The sequence below is a fragment of the Thalassobaculum fulvum genome (genome assembly GCF_014652915.1).
Lineage (GTDB): Bacteria > Pseudomonadota > Alphaproteobacteria > Thalassobaculales > Thalassobaculaceae > Thalassobaculum_A > Thalassobaculum_A fulvum.
Window position 1 is genome coordinate 133,789 of sequence record NZ_BMZS01000003.1, and the last position, 15,657, is coordinate 149,445.

Consider the following 15,657-nt stretch of genomic DNA (forward strand, 5'->3'; position numbering starts at 1 on the left):
TTGATACAGGTCAAGGGCAATCCCGGCACGGAGAGGTATCCGGGACACCTGATCTGGGAGGATTGCATGTATCTGGAGCGCTACGCTCTCGCCAACCTGCCGCGCTACACGAGCTATCCGCCGGCCAACCGGTTCGATACGGGGGTGGACGCCGGCTCCTACCGCGGTTGGCTGCGGGGGCTCGATCCTGCGGCGTCGCTGTCGCTGTACGTGCACGTCCCGTTCTGCCGGACCCTGTGCTGGTACTGCGGCTGCCACACGACGGTGCCGAACGCCGACGATCGGATCGACCGCTACGTGTCGCTGCTGCGGGCCGAGGTCGACCTGATTGCAGCCGAGATCGGCGAAGGGCGGCCGGTGGTCAACGTGCATTTCGGTGGCGGCACCCCGACGATCCTCGACCCGGACAGCTTCCTCGCCCTGGTCGGGCGGCTGCGCGACCGCTTCGAATTCCAGCCCGGTGCGGAGATCGCCGTCGAGGTCGACCCGCGCGGCCTCGACGAGGCGCGGATCGCCGGGCTGGCCGAGGCCGGGGTCACCCGGGTCAGCCTCGGGGTTCAGGACCTCGATCCCGAGGTGCAGCGGGCCATCAACCGGATCCAGCCGTTCGGCACCGTCGCCCGGGCGGTGACCGGATTGAAAAAGGCCGGGATCACCGCGATCAACGCCGACCTGATGTACGGTCTGCCCAAGCAGACCGAGGAGCATGTCGCGGCCTCGGCGCGGGCGGTCGCGATGCTGGGCGTCGACCGGGTCGCGGTGTTCGGCTATGCCCACGTGCCCTGGTTCAAGGCCAACCAGCGCGCGATCGACGAGTCGGTTCTGCCGGGGCCGGAGGCGCGCTTCGGGCAGGCCGAGGCGGCCGCCCAGGTTCTCGACGAGAAGGGCTACGACGCCATCGGCTTCGACCATTTCGCCCGCCCGGACGACCCGCTGGCGGTGGCGGCGGCGACCGGCCGCCTGCGCCGCAACTTCCAGGGCTACGTGGTCGAGCCGGCCGACGCCATCGTCGGGTTCGGCGCGTCTTCGATCGGCTCGCTGCCGCAGGGTTATGTCCAGAACGAGCCGCACCTGAAGCGCTGGGGCGAGCGGGTGACGGCCGGTGAGTTGCCGATCGCCCGCGGCATCGCGCTGGACGACGAGGACCGGCTGCGCCGCGAGGTCATCGAGCGGGTGCTGTGCGACGGGGCGGTGGACCTGGCCCGCGTCGCGGACGCCGCCGGGCAGCCCGTGGAAGTCCTGGCCGGAGCCCTCGACCGGCTGGGCGAACTGCAGGCGGACGGTCTGGTCGCCCTCCACGAGTGGACCATCCGGTGCACCGGGCTCGGGCGGCGCTACATGCGCAACGTCGCGGCCTGCTTCGACCCGGCCCTGGACACCATGCAGGGGCGACACAGCCGGGCGGTCTGAGCTTCCGGTCACGGCGTGTGCTATAGGCGTCGGCGGAGGTGCCGATGCGGCTGCTGGTGGCGCGTATAGCGATCGCAAGCGTGGCGGCAGCGATCGTCGTGGCTGGCCTGTTCGTTCGCTGGCAGACCGGCAATGCGGTCGACCGGCACCGCGAGCGGGTGCTCGACCAGTGCAGCCTGGCACTCGCCGCGCTGAAGCCGGATGTGGCGCCCGCAGCGCTGGCCCGCGATCTGTCCGAAAACTGGGAGTGGGGCAGCTACGACTTCCCGTCGCGGCTGGTCGCCGATCGGCTGAACCACGATACCGAGCGGTTTCCGGCGATTCGGATCAGCCGGCACGAGCGTCTGCCCGGCGGGGAACCGCGTTGTCGACTGACGTGGTGCGTTTACTCGATCCCGCTCGACCGGTCGGCGGTCACTGCGACCGAGGGAAGGTGCGGCGGTGGCGGGGCGACCGAGATGGTCACCCCGACACTCAAGCCGGACATCATGAAGCTTCGGTGACCGTCACTTCTTGGCGTTCGGGTAGAACAGCTGCTGGCCGTTGATCTTGTAGGCGGCGATGGCCTGCTGTCCTTCGGCCGACAGCAGCCAGTCGATGAAGGCCTGGCCCTCGGCGGCCTTCACGTGCGGGTGCTTCTTCGGGTTCACCAGGATCACGCCGTACTGGTTGAACAGGATCGGGTCGCCCTCGACGACGACCGCGTAGTCGCCCTTGTTCTTGAACGAGATCCAGGTCGCCCGGTCGGACATGGTGTAGGCGCCCATGCCGACGGCGGCGTTGAGGGTCGCGCCCATGCCGGAGCCGGTCTCGCGGTACCAACCGCCGCTGGCCTTGCCCTGGTCGATGCCGGCGGCCTTCCAGAGCGCCTTTTCCTTCTTGTGGGTGCCGCTGTCGTCGCCGCGCGAGGCGAACGGGGCGCCGGAAGCGGCCAGGGTCTGCAGCGCCTTCACGGCGTCCTTGCCGCCGGCGATCCTGGCCGGATCGGCCTTCGGGCCGACGAACACGAAGTCGTTGTACATCACGTCGAAACGCTCGACGCCGCCGCCCGAGGCGACGAACTTCTCCTCCGCCGGCTTGGCGTGCACGAACAGCACGTCGCCGTCGCCGTTGGCGGCGTTCTTGATCGCCTGGCCGGTGCCCACGGCGACCACCCGGACCTCGATGCCGGTCTTCCCGGTGAAGACGGGCAGTATATGGTCGAACAGGCCGGAGTTCTGGGTCGAGGTGGTCGATTGCACGGTGATGAACTTTTCGGCCGCGCCGGCGCCGGCGAGCGGCGCCAGCAGGGCAGCGGCGGCGACAAGCAGTAGTCCCAGACGTCTCATGGTATCAGTCTCCCTTCGATGAACGCTGTGGCCGCTTCGCTCGACGGCGCTGAGAAGAAGCGATGGGCCGGCGTCCGTTCGGCGACGCGGCCGTGGTGCACGAACGCCACGTCGTCGGCCAGCCGCCGGGCCTGGCCGAGGTCATGGGTGACGAACACCACCGTGGTTCCGGCCCGGTGGGCCGCCTGGACCTGGGTCTCGATGGCCAGGGTGGCGGCCGGGTCGAGGTTCGCCGTCGGCTCGTCGAGCAGCAGCACCTCGGGGCCGGTCGCCAAGGCCCGGGCGATCGCCAGCCGTTGCTGTTCGCCGCCCGACAGGACTCGGGCCGGCGAGCCGGCGAGCCGCTCGAGGCCGGCCGCCGCCAGCGCCTCGGCCGCACGGCGGTCGCGCTCGCCGCGCGGCACCCCGGCAGCCTTGAGGGCATAGCGGACATTGTCGATGGCCGAGCGGCGCAGCATGACCGGCTTCTGGAACACGAAGCCGAGCTGCGGCGCCCGTCCCCGGTCGGGCATCGTGCCGCCCCAGGTCACGACTCCGGCGTCCGGGCGGACCAGAGTGGCCAGCACCCGCAACAGCAGGCTCTTGCCGGCGCCGTTCGGTCCCATGATCACGGTCAGCGGGCCCGGCTCGATGCCGATGTCGATTCCGTCGAGCAGCGCCCGGCCGCCACGCCGGATGGTCACGCCGGTGGCCCGTACCGGCAGCACGTGGCCGCCGGTTCCCGCCGGTCGCGCGGGGCGGTCAGGCGAAAGCTGCATGGCCCGCCGTCCGCCGCAGCAGCATGACCGCCGCGTTCACCGTGATCGCCAGTCCGAGCAGGATGAGGCCGAGGCCGAGCGCCAGCGCCAGGTCGCCCTTGGAGGTCTCCAGCGCGATGGCGGTGGTCATCACCCGGGTCACGTGGTTGATGTTGCCGCCGACGATGATGACCGCGCCGACTTCCGCGATCGCCCGCCCGAAGCCGGCGAGCAGGGCGGTCAGCAGGCTGAACCGGGCATCCCACAGCAGGGTCGCGACCATGCCGGACGGGCCGACGCCGAGTACGCGGAGCTGCTCCTCGTACTCTTCCTTCATGTCCTCGATGGTCTGGCGGCTGACCGCGGCAATGATCGGCACCACCAGGATCATCTGGGCGATCATCATCGCGGCCGGGGTGTACAGCAGCCCGAGCGGTCCGAGCGGGCCGGCGCGCGACAGCGCCAGGTAGACCAGCAGCCCGACCACGACCGGCGGCAGACCCATCAGCGAGTTCAGCGCCACCAGGGCGACGCCGCGGCCCGGGAACCGGGCGACCGCCAGGGCGGCCCCGATCGGCAGGCCGATTGCGGCTGCTGCCAGCACCGCCCCCAGGCTGACGCGCAGGGACAGGGCGACGATCTCGACCAGATCCGGGTCGAGCGACACCAGCAAGCGGAACGCTTCCCCGAACGCCGCGCCGAAATCCTGCACCGTTGCCCGTCCTCCCTTTGGCGGCGGACTCTAGGCTCCTGTTGCAGCGTGTACAGCTTGAGGGCGTTTCTCGTAGAAAGAACATAAATTCACGTATCAATGCATGATGGATGCAGCCTCTCGAGTGCGATTGCCGCACCCGGGTCAGGTCCCTACATTGCGCGAAACAGCGACGAGGGAGGACGGCCGATGGCCGACGATTTCGAGATGTCCGTGCGGAAGTTCCTGAAGCAGGTCGGCGTGACCGCGCAGCAGGAACTGCAGCGCGCGGCGGGATCCATCGGCCCCGACGGGCCGCGGACCCGCACCGCCCGCGCGGTCATCACCCTGGACGGCAGCGACCTGCACCACGTGGTGGAAGCCGAGATCGTCCTGCCGGATTCGAATGGCTGAGGTCACCGAAGCCGCGGTCCTGGACGCACTGCGGACGGTGGTCGATCCGTCGCGCGGCGTCGACCTGGTCTCGGCCGGCATGGTCGAGAGCGTGACGATCCGCGGCAGCAACGTCGGATTTGCGCTGCAGGTGGACGCCCATCGCGGGGCCGCTCTCGAGCCGCTGCGCCAGCGCGCCGAGCGGGCGGTGCAAGCACTGCCGGGCGTGACCAGCGCCACCGGCATCCTGACCGCCCATGGCGGGGCCGGCAGCGGGCGGCGCGCCGGCATGGCGTTCGAGGCGCCCGCCGCGGAGCCGGCAGCGCTGGCGGAGATCAGGCATGTGGTCGCGGTCGCCAGCGGCAAGGGCGGGGTCGGCAAGTCGACGACGGCCGCCAACCTGGCGGTCTCGCTGGCGCTCGAGGGCAAGGCGGTCGGGCTGCTGGACGCCGACGTCTACGGGCCGTCGCAGCCGCGCATGCTGGGGGTCACCGGGCGGCCGAAGCCGCTCGGCCGGGACACCGTGGCGCCGCTCGAGAACTACGGCGTCAAGCTGATCTCCATGGGTCTGCTGGCGGCCGAGGACACGCCGATCGCCTGGCGCGGCCCGATGGTGCAGTCGGCGCTCACCCAGATGCTGACCAAGGTGGCCTGGGGCCGGCTCGACTACCTGGTGATCGACCTGCCGCCCGGCACCGGCGACGTGCCGATCACCATGATCCAGCAGACCCCGGTCGACGGCGTGCTGGTGGTTTGCACGCCGCAGGACGTGGCCCTGCTGGACGCCCGCAAGGCGATCGCCATGCTGCAGCGCGCCCAGGTGCCGATCGTCGGTATCATCGAGAACATGAGCTTCTACCAGTGCCCGGATTGCGGCCGGGTCGACCACATCTTCGGCGAGGGCGGGGCCGCCCGCGAGGCCGAGCGCCACGGCGTGCCGCTGCTCGGCGCCATCCCGCTGGACGTGGTGGTGCGCGAGAGCGGCGACGCCGGCACCCCGATCGTGGTGGCCCGGCCCGACGGGCCGCACGCCCGCGCCTTCCGCGACGCCGCCCGCGCCCTGATCCGGACGGTCGAGGCGGCCGATGCCGGTCGGGTCGGCGAGGGGGGAGCGGCGTGACCGTCGACGACGGCTACGAGGCGGTCTGGCCGCCGTTGCTGCCGCCGCTGCTGAGTGGGTGCGAGGTGGCGGCCGACGCCGACCCGATGGCCGCCGCCGTGCGGCTGGCGGCGGGTGGCGGGGATCCGGGCGCGTTCGTGTTCGGGCCGGCCGGCGACCGGCTGCGCTTCGCCATCACCCTGGCGCCCGAGGTTCCGCTGGAGCGCGCGCTGCAGATGGCGCACACCCTGATGGTGGCGGCCGGCGACTCGATCGGCGCGCTGACGCCGCCGGAGGTCGCGGTCGAGTATCGGTGGCCGACCACCGTCCTGGTGAACGGCGCCGAGGCCGGGCGGGTCCGGCTCGCGACGTCGGGCTCCGATCCGGCGGCGGTTCCGGACTGGCTGGTGGTCGGGCTCGACCTGCAACTGTTCGCCGATGGTTCGTTCGAACCGGGCGACCGGCCCGGCCAGACTTCGCTGTACGAGGAGGGCAGCGGGCCGATCCCGCCGTCCCGGCTCCTGGAGTCGATGTCGCGCCACTTCCTGACCTGGCTGCGGCGTTGGGAGGAGGACGGGTTCCGGCCGGTGCACGACGCCTGGCGGGCGCGCGCAGAGCCTACGATGACCGTCGGCGCGGCCGGGTTCATCGGCCTCGACGAGGACGGGAGGGCGCTGCTGAAGGGGCCCGCGGGGACCCGTGCGGACTCGCTGACCGCCCATCTCGAGGAACCCGGCGGATGAAGCTGCTGCGCGTGGTCCGGTTCGACGATTCCGACACCCGGGTGTTCGAACGGGCGGCAGAGGACGGCGAGTGGGCGGTGCCCGGCGGTTTCGAGTTCGCCCGGGACACCGCCGACACCCTGGTCGGCAAGCGCCGCCAGGCGTTCGCCAACGGCTTCCTCGGGCTCGCCGGCTTCGGACGCTCGACCTTCGTGGCGGTCGCCAGCGCCGACGAGACGACGCGCCGCCGGCTGACCGAGGCCCTGGCCGACCATTTCGTCGACCGCTACGGCGCGCCGGACCGGGCGGCGGCGCTGCCGGTGGCCGAGGAGGAGATCGCCTTCGCGGCCGAATTGTGCGCGGAGTACGAGCCGGGGACGACGCTGGCGGTTATCCGCGAGCTCGGCCCGGAGGGCGTCCGGGAAGGCTTCAGGCGGGTGGCCGCCGCGGAGCCGGGGGCGGTGCAGTCGATCTGGTCGATGTTCGACGAGGATGGGAAATTCCGATGACGGCGGCAGGCGATTTCTGGCTGAGTTCCGGCTTCCGGCTGCTGGACCGCGACGGCGCGGGCGACGAGGCGGGGCGGCTGCGGCTGACCCCGGCCTTCGTGGCCGCGTACTGGCGGCGTCCCGAGGTGGCGCCGGTCGAGGAATCCTGCGATCGCGAGCGCGCCCTGCACGAGGCCCTGCTGGCCGACCCGATGCGCCGGGTGACCGACGCCGAGCTGCGGGCGCTCGCCGACCCGGACGCTGCCGACAACTACCGGGCGGTGCTGCGGTTCCGTGATTTCCTGGCGCGGTTCCCGACGATCGAGGCGGCCTACCTGCATGTCGCGCGGAACGGCGGGATCGATTTCCCGCCGATGTTCGTCGACCACATGGCGCACGTCGTCCTGCGCGCCGCCCTGGACGGCACCGCCGACCCGTTCCGGGTGCGGGCCGGCGAGCTGTTCTTCCGGCCGCAGCGCGTCACCCTGGGCGACGACCGGATCATGGTGGCCGATCAGGCTGTGGTCGACCTGCAGGCCCAGGCCGGGCGGGCGCTGGAGGCCGGCGGCCAGGGGCCGATGGTCGAGATCGACGTGCTCGGCGAAGAGAACCGCGACGAGTACTGGGAGCGGTCCGACGGTTTCGACACCGCCGTCGACATCGCCTTTCCGCAGCCCGGCCTGGACGGGTTGGCGCGGGCGCTGGAGGCGTGGGTCGCGCATCTCGCCGGCGTCGTCTGCCGGATCGCGCCGCTGCGCCGGATCGACGACGAGCGCTGGGTCTGGCACATCGGCCTGGACCGCGACGCCAACGCCATCCTGAACGCGCTGTACGAGGGCCGGACGCTCGGGGACGAGCAGCTTCGCCAGATCCTGGCGCTGTTCCGCATGGAGATCGACGACACCGCCGCGGTGCGCGACACTGTGGCCGGCCGGCCGATCTATCTCGGCCTGGCCATGGGAAGCGACGGCGTGATTCGCATGAAGCCACAAAACATCATTGCAAATCTGCCGCTTAAGCCGACGAGTTGATGCAATGCATGAAAATGCGCGCCCGCACCTCCTCGACCGTCCGGCCGCCCGCGTGGTCGCGGCCGGGGTCGCGTTGTCGGCGCTGGCGGTGCTGGCGGTCATTCACCGCGACGACCTGATGCCGCTGATGGCCGGCGGGACGGCGGTCCCGGACGACCCGCTGTCGCGGTGCATCGCCGGGCACCACGCGACCATCGACAAGGGGATTGCCGACGGCGTCTTCGGACCGGAGCAGGCGATCCTGTTCAAGCAGCGCGCCGAGGCGCTCTGCCGCTCGACGGTGCCGCAGTAGCCGGCCGCGGCTGCATCCTGCCGGACCACCGAGGCGGCGCGGACGGCTTCATTCGTCGTCCAGTTCCCGGCCTTCCTCGCGGGCCCGCTCGTAGTCGGCGGTGGTGCGCGGCACCCGGCGCGGCGGGCCGGCCATCGGGTTGTCGGTGCTCTGGAACTGCACCTGCACCCGGCAGTCCTCGCACATCCGGATCAGGTTGGCGCGGTCGCCGGTCGCGAACATCCAGTGCTTGCCGGACAGCCGGCTGACGATCGCCTCGATCGACCGCTTGGTGCCGAACTCCTTGCCGCAGGAGATGCAGGCGTAGGGCTCGTCCTCGAAAAGCAGCTGCGCCGACAGGGCGGAGTCGGCGAGCGCGTAGCGCGGCTCCAGGGTGATCACCTTCTCGGGGCAGGTGGTCGCGCACAGGCCGCACTGCACGCAGGCGTCCTCCTGGAACAGCAGCTGCGGGCGGTCCGGGTTGTCCTGCAGGGCGCCGGCCGGGCAGGCGCTGACGCAGGCCAGGCAGAGCGTGCAGCCGCCGGTGTCGACCGCCACCCGGCCGTAGGGCGCGCCCTCCGGCAGCGGCACCGCCTCGACCGACGCCCCGAGCGCCGCCGCGAGACCCTTGGCCGCCAGCCGCGTGATCGCCTTCTTGCGACCGAGCGGCACGAAGGTCGCCGTCGGCAGAATCGTCGCGGGGCGGGACCCGAACAGCGACTCGCTCAACGCCTCGGGGTCCCCGGTGTCGAGCACGCGGACCCGGCCGCCGGCGTCGCCGAGGCCGGTCAGGATCGCCTCGGTGACGGCGATCTGGGCCGCCAGCCCGGCATAGTCGTCCGGCCGCTGCGGGTCGGTCAGCAGCACCACCTCCTGGAAGCCCTGGGCGAGAGCGCCGAGCAGGATGTCGTGGCCGACCTGCCCGACCTCGTTGACCGCCATCGGGATGGCGTCGGCCGGCAGGCCGCGGCCATAGCGGGCGGCGGCCTCGATCAGCCGGGTGCCGGCCTTGTCGTCGTGGACCAGCAGGCGCGGCGCCCTGCCGCCGGCGTCGCGATAGGCGGCGGCCAGGGTCATGATCCGCTGGTGCACCGACTGCACGTCCGGGTAGGCGTAGGTGATCGCGCTGGTCGGGCAGGCGCCGGCGCACAGGCCGCAGCCGCCGCACAGCGCCGGGTCGACCGCCACCGCGTCGCCGTCCGGGGCGATCGCGCCGGCCGGACACAGGTCGAGGCAGCGGGTGCAGCCGGTCTTGCGGTTGCGGGAATGCGCGCACAGCCCCTGGTCGACGTTGACGTAGATCGGTTTCTCGAACTCGCCGACCAGGGTCGACGCCTCGAGCAGCACGGTCAGCACGGATGCCGGGTCGCGCGGGTCGGCGCGCAGGTAGCCGTCGCGCTTCTCCGGCGCCGGGAACAGCGTCGGCTCGCCCGACAGGTCGACGATCACGTCGCATTCCGACCGGGCGCCGTCGACCGGCCGCTCGAACCCGAAGCCGTTCCGGACGAACGGGGTGCGCTCGGCGAACCGGTCGACCGTCACCTCGAACGCGCCGAACCGCCCGGTGGCCTGCCGGATCCGGCCGGTGACGATCGGGAAGTCGACCGAGGTCGGGGGCAGGGCGTCGTCGGCGTCGAGCATCATGCAGGTGACGGACAGCGCGTCGGACAGCCGGCGGGCGGCGTCGAGCACGGTCTGGCCGCTTCCGTACACCAGACAGGTGCCCTCGGAGGTCAGGGTCAGGGCCCGCGACGCCGGGACCGGCAGCGCCGCCTCGGCGATCAGCGCCGCCATCTTCGGCAGCGCGCCAGCCCCTTCGTCCGACCAGCCGGCGGTTTCGCGGATGTTGAAGAAGCCGACACGGCCTCCGGCGTCGTGGTCCTCGGCGACTTCGGCGAACACGGGCGATTCCTGTATACAGCCGACATCCAGCGGGCCGTCGCCGCCGAGCGCGTCGACGAACCGGCCGATCTCCCGTCGACACAATGCCGTGAACACCTCGTCGCCGGTCCCGCCACAGGCTTTCGCCAGCTTGCGGCCGTCGATGTCCATGGTGCCGCCGCAGTCGCAAATCAGGACGGTGCGATCGCCTCGCCGCATGCCGAATCGTCTCCTCGCCGACGGGTTCCCGGGAGTCGCCGCTCCCTTGCGGCTGAACCTAAAGTGTGTCGGACTCGTTGCCTAGTGCAGCCGCGCCGAGACGCGGCGCATGCGGAGGAGAGGGGCACAGGCCCGGGCACCAACGACGGATGGCAATGGAGAGGCATGAGGCGATGCCGGTCGGCATCATCGTCCAGAAGCGGCGCATCAATCACCCATGGCAGGAGTGGACGTGGGAGCCCGTCGGTGTGCTGCCATGGGCGGAAGAGGGGGTGCGCTGGCGGCTGCTGACCGAGGAACCGGACCGGATCCGCTACCACGCGGCGACCATGACGGTGCACCTGTACCGGTCCGATACCGAAGCCTATGTCGCCAACCTGGATACCGGCGCGCCGGCGATCTACGTCGGCATCAGCGAGGGCGACCCGGCGGCGGGCGAATGGGAGTTCGAGCCGAGCTTCGTCTCGCTGTCGCCCTACGAGGCCCAGGACCGGACCGACAGTGCCGAGGAACTGATCGAGCGGCTGGAAGTGCCGCCGGCGATGCTCGAGTGGCTGGAGGCCTTCGTGGCGAAGCACCACGAGGAAGAGGCGTTCGTGAAGCGTCGGCGCGATCGCATCGATGTCGAGCAGGTCGAGGACGGCAAGGGCGACCCGCGGATCCGCCAGACCTCCGACGTCTACCGGGCGCCGACCGGCCGGGGGCGGCGATGAGGGGGCGGCGATGAGCCGGCCCACCGAAGGCGGCTTCCTGTCGCGCTGGTCGAGGCGCAAGCAGCAGGCCCGGGGCGGCCGGCCGGAGCTCCCGGACGAGCCGCGGCCGACGCCGGTCCCGGCCGCCGCGACCACCGCCGGTGGCGCCGGACCGGACGCGGTCGACGAGGAGTCGCTCAGCGACGAGGAACTGCTGGCGCGCTACGAACTGCCCGACCCGACCACGCTTACAGCCTCGGACGACGTCGCCGCGTTCATGCGGTCCGGCGTCCCGAAGCGCCTGCGCAACATGGCGCTGCGCCGGGTCTGGCGGCTCGACCCGGTGCTCGCGAACCTCGACGGGCTGAACGACTACGACGAGGACTACACCGATGCGGCGATGCTGGTCGGGGCGGCCGTGAAGACCGTCTATCAGGTCGGCAAGGGCGGTGCCGCGCACCTGCAGGAGGCCGCCGAGAGGCTGGCGGCCGACGAGCCCGTGGGGGCCGGGCCCGGAAGCGCGGGGCCGGAGAGTGCGGGGCCGGAGAGCCCGGAAGACCCGGCCGAAGCCGGCGGCGCGGACGGCACCGCAAGGCCGGGCGAGGCGGAGCCGGCCGGCGCGGAATCGGGCCCGGCCGGTCCGGTCGCCGGGGGCGCTTCCCGCGAAGCCGCCGCGTCCGACGGATCCCGGTCGTCGGCCCAACGTCGGCGGCGCATGGTGTTCGCGACGCCGGAGGCCGGCGAAATCCCCGCCGGGGCGCGGGATTCGGACAATTAGGTCTGGCAACCGGACCGGATTGCCCTAGAATTGTACACAACTGCGGTACGGCTCGAACGCGACCGCGGATCGAACAGGCGGGAGGACGGCGTGTCGGCGAATGCCGGTGGGCTGAAACACGAGGACGCGACCGTGGCCGAAGAGGACATGCTGCGGGCCGGCGTCTACGACGTCCTGGCGGCCGTCTTCCGGCGCGAGCCCGATGCCGCCCTGCTCGCGGAGCTGCGGACGCTGCAGGGCGACGAGACGCCGCTCGGGCAGGCGTTCGCGGCGCTGGCGGAGCGGGCCCGCACGATCGATCCGACGGCGGCGCGCCACGAGTACACGGACCTCTTCATCGGCCTCGGGCGCGGCGAGCTCGTCCCGTTCGCGTCGTACTACCTGACCGGCTTCCTGCACGAGAAGCCGCTGGCGGTGCTGCGCGACGACATGGCCCGGCTCGGTATCGAGCGCGAGGAAGGGGTCGCCGAGCCGGAGGATCACATCGCGTCGCTGTGCGAGATGATGGCCGGCCTGATCCGCGGGCGCTTCCTGGAAGCGGCGCCGGTCCGGCTGCAGCGGGCGTTCTTCGAACGGCATCTCGCCCCCTGGGCGGGTCATTTCTTCTCCGATGTCGAAGCCGCGAAGTCGGCGGATCTCTATCGGCCGGCCGGCACCATCGGCCGACTGTTCATGGAGATCGAGGCCGCGGCCTTCGCCATGGAGGAGTGAGAGTGCCGGTGCCGGCTGAGGTCGGCGGCGGCTTGGTAGAGGAGCACGACATGAAGGATCGGAAGGACGACCAGACGGTCTCCGCACGCCGGGACTTCCTGAAGCTGTCCACGCTCGGCGTGGCGGCGGCAGGGGCCGCGGCGGCCATCGCGCCGGCGAAGCCGGTGGAGGCGGCGGAGCCGGAGGGTTCGGGCTATCGCGAGACCGCGCACGTCCGGACGTACTACGAAACCGCCCGGTTCTGATCCGCACGCCGCGGGTAGTTCGGGCTTAGTCACATCCCGTCGGGCGGGCGCGAGGCCTGGTCGCCGGGATGGTGCAGGGAGGGATTGGTTATGTTGAGGAAGAAGGCTAACGAGGTTGCGTCACGCCCTCGTCTGTCGACTTTCGCCGCCAAGACCGCCGAGAAGACAGTAGACCGCCGGAGTTTCCTCCGGAACTCAGGTCTCGCCGTGGGCGGCCTCGCCGCCGCGACGGCATTCTCGGGTGGGTCGGTCCGCAAGGCCGAGGCGGCTGCGGCAGGCAAGGGCGCGGTCGAGATCATCAAGTCGGTCTGCACGCACTGCTCGGTCGGCTGCACCGTGCTGGCGGAAGTCCAGAACGGGGTGTGGATCGGGCAGGAGCCCGGCTGGGACAGCCCGTTCAACCTCGGCGCCCACTGCGCGAAGGGCGCGTCGGTGCGCGAGCACGCGCACGGCGAGCGCCGCCTGAAGTACCCGATGAAGATGGTCGGCGGTAAGTGGGAGCGCGTCTCCTGGGAGACCGCGATCAACGAGATCGGCGACAAGATGCTGCAGATCCGCGAGAAGTCGGGACCGGACTCGGTCTACTGGCTCGGATCCGCCAAGCACAACAACGAGCAGGCCTATCTGGTCCGCAAGTTCGCCGCCTACTGGGGTACGAACAACGTCGATCACCAGGCGCGTATCTGCCACTCGACGACGGTCGCCGGCGTAGCCAACACCTGGGGCTACGGCGCGATGACCAATTCGTACAACGACATGCACAACAGCAAGGCGATCTTCATCATCGGCGGCAACCCCGCCGAGGCGCACCCGGTGTCGCTGCTGCACGTGCTCAAGGCGAAGGAGCAGAACAACGCGCCGTTGATCGTCTGCGACCCGCGGTTCACCCGGACCGCTGCCCACGCCGACGAGTACGTGCGGTTCCGGCCCGGCACCGACGTGGCGCTGATCTTCGGCATCCTCTGGCACATCTTCGAGAACGGCTGGGAGGACAAGGAGTACATCCGCCAGCGCGTCTGGGGCATGGATCAGATCAAGGCCGAGGTCGCCAAGTGGAACCCGGAGGAGACCGAGCGCGTCACCGGCGTGCCGGGCTCCCAGCTCAAGCGGGTCGCGCGGCTGATGGTCAACAACCGGCCCGGCACCGTGGTCTGGTGCATGGGCGGCACCCAGCACACCAACGGCAACAACAACACCCGTGCCTACTGCATCCTGCAGCTGGCGCTCGGCAACATGGGCAAGGAAGGCGGCGGGACCAACATCTTCCGCGGCCATGACAACGTCCAGGGTGCCACCGATCTCGGCGTGCTGCAGAACACCCTGCCGGGCTACTACGGCCTGGCCGACGGATCCTGGAAGCACTGGGCCCGGGTCTGGGGCGAGGACTACGACTGGCTGGCCGGCCGGTTCGCCGACAAGAAGCTGATGAACGCCGACGGCATCCCGGTGTCGCGGTGGTTCGACGGCGTGCTCGAGGCCAAGGAGAACATGGATCAGCCCGACAATATCCGGGCGATGGTGTTCTGGGGCCACGCGCCGAACTCGCAGACCCGCCTGAAGGACATGAAGGCCGCGATGGAGAAACTCGATCTCCTGGTGGTCATCGATCCTTATCCGACGGTGTCGGCGGTGCTGCACGACCGGACCGACGGCGTCTACCTGCTGCCGGCCGCGACCCAGTTCGAGACCTACGGCTCGGTGACGGCGTCGAACCGTTCCCTGCAGTGGCGCGAGACGGTCGTGAAGCCGCTGTTCGAGTCGAAGCCCGACCACGTCATCGCCTTCCTGCTGGCCAAGAAGTTCGGCTTCGAGGACCGGCTGTTCCGCAACATCAAGGTGAACGGCGAGGAGCCGCTCATCGAGGACCTGACCCGCGAGTTCAACCGCGGCATGTGGACCATCGGCTACACCGGCCAGTCGCCGGAGCGGCTGCGGCTGCACATGGCCAACCAGGCCACCTTCGACCGCACCACGCTGCGCGCGAACGGCGGCCCGGCGGACGGCGAGTTCTACGGCCTGCCGTGGCCGTGCTGGGGCACGGCGGAGATGGGCCATCCCGGCTCGGCGGTGCTGTACAACGTCGACCTGCCGGTCGCCGAGGGCGGCATGGGCTTCCGGGCCCGGTTCGGTGTCGAGCGCAACGGCGACAACCTGCTGGCGGAAGGCAGCTGGCCGGTCGGCTCCGAGATCGAGGACGGCTATCCCGAGTTCACGATGGCCATGCTCAAGAAGCTCGGTTGGGACTCCGACCTGACCGACGACGAGCGCAAGGCGATCGAGGCCGCCGGCGGCGACAAGTGCAACTGGAAGATCGACCTGTCGGGCGGCATCCAGCGGGTCGCGATCAAGCACGGTTGCGCGCCCTACGGCAACGCCAAGGCCCGCACGGTGGTGTGGACCTTCCCGGATCCGATTCCGGCCCACCGGGAGCCGCTGTACACCCCGCGGCGTGACCTGGTGGCCGACTACCCGACCTACGACGACCGCAAGTTCATGCGCTTGCCGACGTTGTACAAGTCGATCCAGGAGAAGGACTTCGCGAAGGACTTCCCGACCATCCTCACCTCCGGCCGCCTGGTCGAGTACGAGGGCGGCGGCGACGAGACCAGGTCGAACCCGTGGCTCGCCGAGCTCCAGCAGGAGATGTTCGTCGAGGTCAACCCGAGGGACGCCAACAACCTCGGTCTCCGCGACGGCGAGATGGTGTGGGTGCACAGCCCGGAAGGGGCGAAGGTGAAGGTCGCCGCCATGGTGACCGAGCGTGTCGCTCCGGGCGTGGCGTTCATGCCGTTCCACTTCGGCGGGCACTTCGAGGGCAAGGACCTGCGGGGCAAGTACCCGCACGGCGCCGACCCCTATGTGCTCGGCGAGTCCTCCAACACCGCGCAGACCTACGGCTACGACTCCGTCACGCAGATGCAGGAGACGAAAGCCACCCTGTGCCGGATCGAACGAGCGTAA

Annotated in this window: 17 protein-coding genes; 13 read left to right on the top strand and 4 right to left on the bottom strand. The window is 70.8% G+C overall.

The window, feature by feature from the left end; translation table 11 throughout:
* The first annotated feature begins 66 nt into the window (after positions 1-66).
* Both hemN and IE246_RS06960 read left to right on the top strand, forming a co-directional pair.
* The gene (hemN, locus tag IE246_RS06955) at positions 67-1,410 is read left to right on the top strand and encodes an oxygen-independent coproporphyrinogen III oxidase (RefSeq protein WP_189988244.1); all 1,344 of its coding nucleotides are present in this window, start codon (positions 67-69) and stop codon (positions 1,408-1,410) included.
* A gap of 44 nt (positions 1,411-1,454) precedes the next feature.
* On the top strand, positions 1,455-1,913 hold the full coding sequence (locus IE246_RS06960) for a hypothetical protein (protein ID WP_189988245.1): 459 nt from the start codon (positions 1,455-1,457) through the stop codon (positions 1,911-1,913).
* Positions 1,914-1,916: 3 nt separating this feature from the next.
* On the opposite strand, the gene IE246_RS06965 is transcribed toward IE246_RS06960, so the two are convergent.
* The 3 genes from IE246_RS06965 to IE246_RS06975 are packed head-to-tail and all read right to left on the bottom strand — an operon-like array spanning position 1,917 to position 4,187.
* A complete protein-coding gene (locus IE246_RS06965; RefSeq protein WP_189988246.1) occupies positions 1,917-2,738 on the bottom strand; it encodes an ABC transporter substrate-binding protein in 822 nt (273 codons plus the stop codon).
* Positions 2,735-3,496 (bottom strand): ATP-binding cassette domain-containing protein, encoded by a 762-nt coding sequence (locus tag IE246_RS06970; RefSeq protein WP_189988247.1) that lies wholly within the window; start codon positions 3,494-3,496, stop codon positions 2,735-2,737. Before IE246_RS06970 ends, IE246_RS06965 begins: the two co-directional genes overlap by 4 nt.
* Positions 3,480-4,187 (bottom strand): ABC transporter permease, encoded by a 708-nt coding sequence (locus IE246_RS06975; RefSeq protein WP_189988248.1) that lies wholly within the window; start codon positions 4,185-4,187, stop codon positions 3,480-3,482. Before IE246_RS06975 ends, IE246_RS06970 begins: the two co-directional genes overlap by 17 nt.
* A gap of 189 nt (positions 4,188-4,376) precedes the next feature.
* On the opposite strand from IE246_RS06975, the gene IE246_RS06980 reads away from it, so the two are divergent.
* Genes IE246_RS06980 through IE246_RS07005 form a run of 6 tightly spaced genes read left to right on the top strand, consistent with a single transcriptional unit; the run spans position 4,377 to position 8,191 of the window.
* Positions 4,377-4,580 carry a DUF6494 family protein gene (locus IE246_RS06980; protein ID WP_189988249.1) on the top strand — a complete coding sequence of 68 codons (204 nt, stop codon included), beginning with the start codon at positions 4,377-4,379 and terminating at the stop codon, positions 4,578-4,580.
* Positions 4,573-5,679 carry an Mrp/NBP35 family ATP-binding protein gene (locus IE246_RS06985; RefSeq protein WP_189988250.1) on the top strand — a complete coding sequence of 369 codons (1,107 nt, stop codon included), beginning with the start codon at positions 4,573-4,575 and terminating at the stop codon, positions 5,677-5,679. Before IE246_RS06980 ends, IE246_RS06985 begins: the two co-directional genes overlap by 8 nt.
* The gene (locus IE246_RS06990; protein ID WP_189988251.1) at positions 5,676-6,401 is read left to right on the top strand and encodes a biotin/lipoate--protein ligase family protein; all 726 of its coding nucleotides are present in this window, start codon (positions 5,676-5,678) and stop codon (positions 6,399-6,401) included. The genes IE246_RS06985 and IE246_RS06990 overlap by 4 nt, the downstream gene beginning before the upstream one ends.
* On the top strand, positions 6,398-6,889 hold the full coding sequence (locus IE246_RS06995; RefSeq protein ID WP_189988252.1) for a DUF6505 family protein: 492 nt from the start codon (positions 6,398-6,400) through the stop codon (positions 6,887-6,889). Before IE246_RS06990 ends, IE246_RS06995 begins: the two co-directional genes overlap by 4 nt.
* Positions 6,886-7,899 (top strand): DUF6352 family protein, encoded by a 1,014-nt coding sequence (locus IE246_RS07000; protein WP_189988253.1) that lies wholly within the window; start codon positions 6,886-6,888, stop codon positions 7,897-7,899. The genes IE246_RS06995 and IE246_RS07000 overlap by 4 nt, the downstream gene beginning before the upstream one ends.
* Before the next feature lie 4 nt (positions 7,900-7,903).
* The gene (locus tag IE246_RS07005; RefSeq protein WP_189988254.1) at positions 7,904-8,191 is read left to right on the top strand and encodes a hypothetical protein; all 288 of its coding nucleotides are present in this window, start codon (positions 7,904-7,906) and stop codon (positions 8,189-8,191) included.
* A 48-nt stretch (positions 8,192-8,239) separates the two neighbouring features.
* Here IE246_RS07005 and IE246_RS07010 read toward each other — a convergent pair whose 3' ends face one another.
* Positions 8,240-10,270, bottom strand: a complete 2,031-nt coding sequence (locus tag IE246_RS07010; RefSeq protein WP_189988255.1) for a 4Fe-4S binding protein — start codon at positions 10,268-10,270, stop codon at positions 8,240-8,242.
* 173 nt (positions 10,271-10,443) lie between these two features.
* On the opposite strand from IE246_RS07010, the gene IE246_RS07015 reads away from it, so the two are divergent.
* The 5 genes from IE246_RS07015 (at position 10,444) to IE246_RS07035 (ending at position 15,657) form a co-directional block, all read left to right on the top strand.
* Entirely contained in the window at positions 10,444-10,983 is a 540-nt protein-coding gene (locus IE246_RS07015) for a DUF3305 domain-containing protein (RefSeq protein WP_189988256.1), read from the top strand.
* A gap of 10 nt (positions 10,984-10,993) precedes the next feature.
* The gene (locus IE246_RS07020) at positions 10,994-11,740 is read left to right on the top strand and encodes a DUF3306 domain-containing protein (protein ID WP_189988257.1); all 747 of its coding nucleotides are present in this window, start codon (positions 10,994-10,996) and stop codon (positions 11,738-11,740) included.
* Positions 11,741-11,872: 132 nt separating this feature from the next.
* Positions 11,873-12,451, top strand: coding sequence for a TorD/DmsD family molecular chaperone (locus IE246_RS07025; protein ID WP_229836584.1), 579 nt, complete (start codon positions 11,873-11,875; stop codon positions 12,449-12,451).
* Positions 12,452-12,501: 50 nt separating this feature from the next.
* Positions 12,502-12,696, top strand: coding sequence for a ubiquinol-cytochrome c reductase iron-sulfur subunit N-terminal domain-containing protein (locus IE246_RS07030; RefSeq protein WP_189988258.1), 195 nt, complete (start codon positions 12,502-12,504; stop codon positions 12,694-12,696).
* Positions 12,697-12,786: 90 nt separating this feature from the next.
* Entirely contained in the window at positions 12,787-15,657 is a 2,871-nt protein-coding gene (locus tag IE246_RS07035) for a formate dehydrogenase subunit alpha (RefSeq protein ID WP_189988259.1), read from the top strand.

Excerpts from the sequence above, each read along its gene's own strand:
- IE246_RS07015 (WP_189988256.1), top strand. The coding sequence starts at position 10,444 with ATGCCGGTCGGCATCATCGTCCAGAAGCGGCGCATCAATCACCCATGG.
- IE246_RS06960 (WP_189988245.1), top strand. The coding sequence starts at position 1,455 with ATGCGGCTGCTGGTGGCGCGTATAGCGATCGCAAGCGTGGCGGCAGCG.
- IE246_RS07000 (WP_189988253.1), top strand. The coding sequence starts at position 6,886 with ATGACGGCGGCAGGCGATTTCTGGCTGAGTTCCGGCTTCCGGCTGCTG.
- IE246_RS07010 (WP_189988255.1), bottom strand. The coding sequence starts at position 10,270 with ATGCGGCGAGGCGATCGCACCGTCCTGATTTGCGACTGCGGCGGCACC.
- IE246_RS06980 (WP_189988249.1), top strand. The coding sequence starts at position 4,377 with ATGGCCGACGATTTCGAGATGTCCGTGCGGAAGTTCCTGAAGCAGGTC.
- hemN (WP_189988244.1), top strand. The coding sequence starts at position 67 with ATGTATCTGGAGCGCTACGCTCTCGCCAACCTGCCGCGCTACACGAGC.
- IE246_RS07005 (WP_189988254.1), top strand. The coding sequence starts at position 7,904 with ATGCATGAAAATGCGCGCCCGCACCTCCTCGACCGTCCGGCCGCCCGC.
- IE246_RS06995 (WP_189988252.1), top strand. The coding sequence starts at position 6,398 with ATGAAGCTGCTGCGCGTGGTCCGGTTCGACGATTCCGACACCCGGGTG.
- IE246_RS06965 (WP_189988246.1), bottom strand. The coding sequence starts at position 2,738 with ATGAGACGTCTGGGACTACTGCTTGTCGCCGCCGCTGCCCTGCTGGCG.
- IE246_RS06985 (WP_189988250.1), top strand. The coding sequence starts at position 4,573 with ATGGCTGAGGTCACCGAAGCCGCGGTCCTGGACGCACTGCGGACGGTG.
- IE246_RS07035 (WP_189988259.1), top strand. The coding sequence starts at position 12,787 with ATGTTGAGGAAGAAGGCTAACGAGGTTGCGTCACGCCCTCGTCTGTCG.
- IE246_RS07020 (WP_189988257.1), top strand. The coding sequence starts at position 10,994 with ATGAGCCGGCCCACCGAAGGCGGCTTCCTGTCGCGCTGGTCGAGGCGC.
- IE246_RS07030 (WP_189988258.1), top strand. The coding sequence starts at position 12,502 with ATGAAGGATCGGAAGGACGACCAGACGGTCTCCGCACGCCGGGACTTC.
- IE246_RS06970 (WP_189988247.1), bottom strand. The coding sequence starts at position 3,496 with ATGCAGCTTTCGCCTGACCGCCCCGCGCGACCGGCGGGAACCGGCGGC.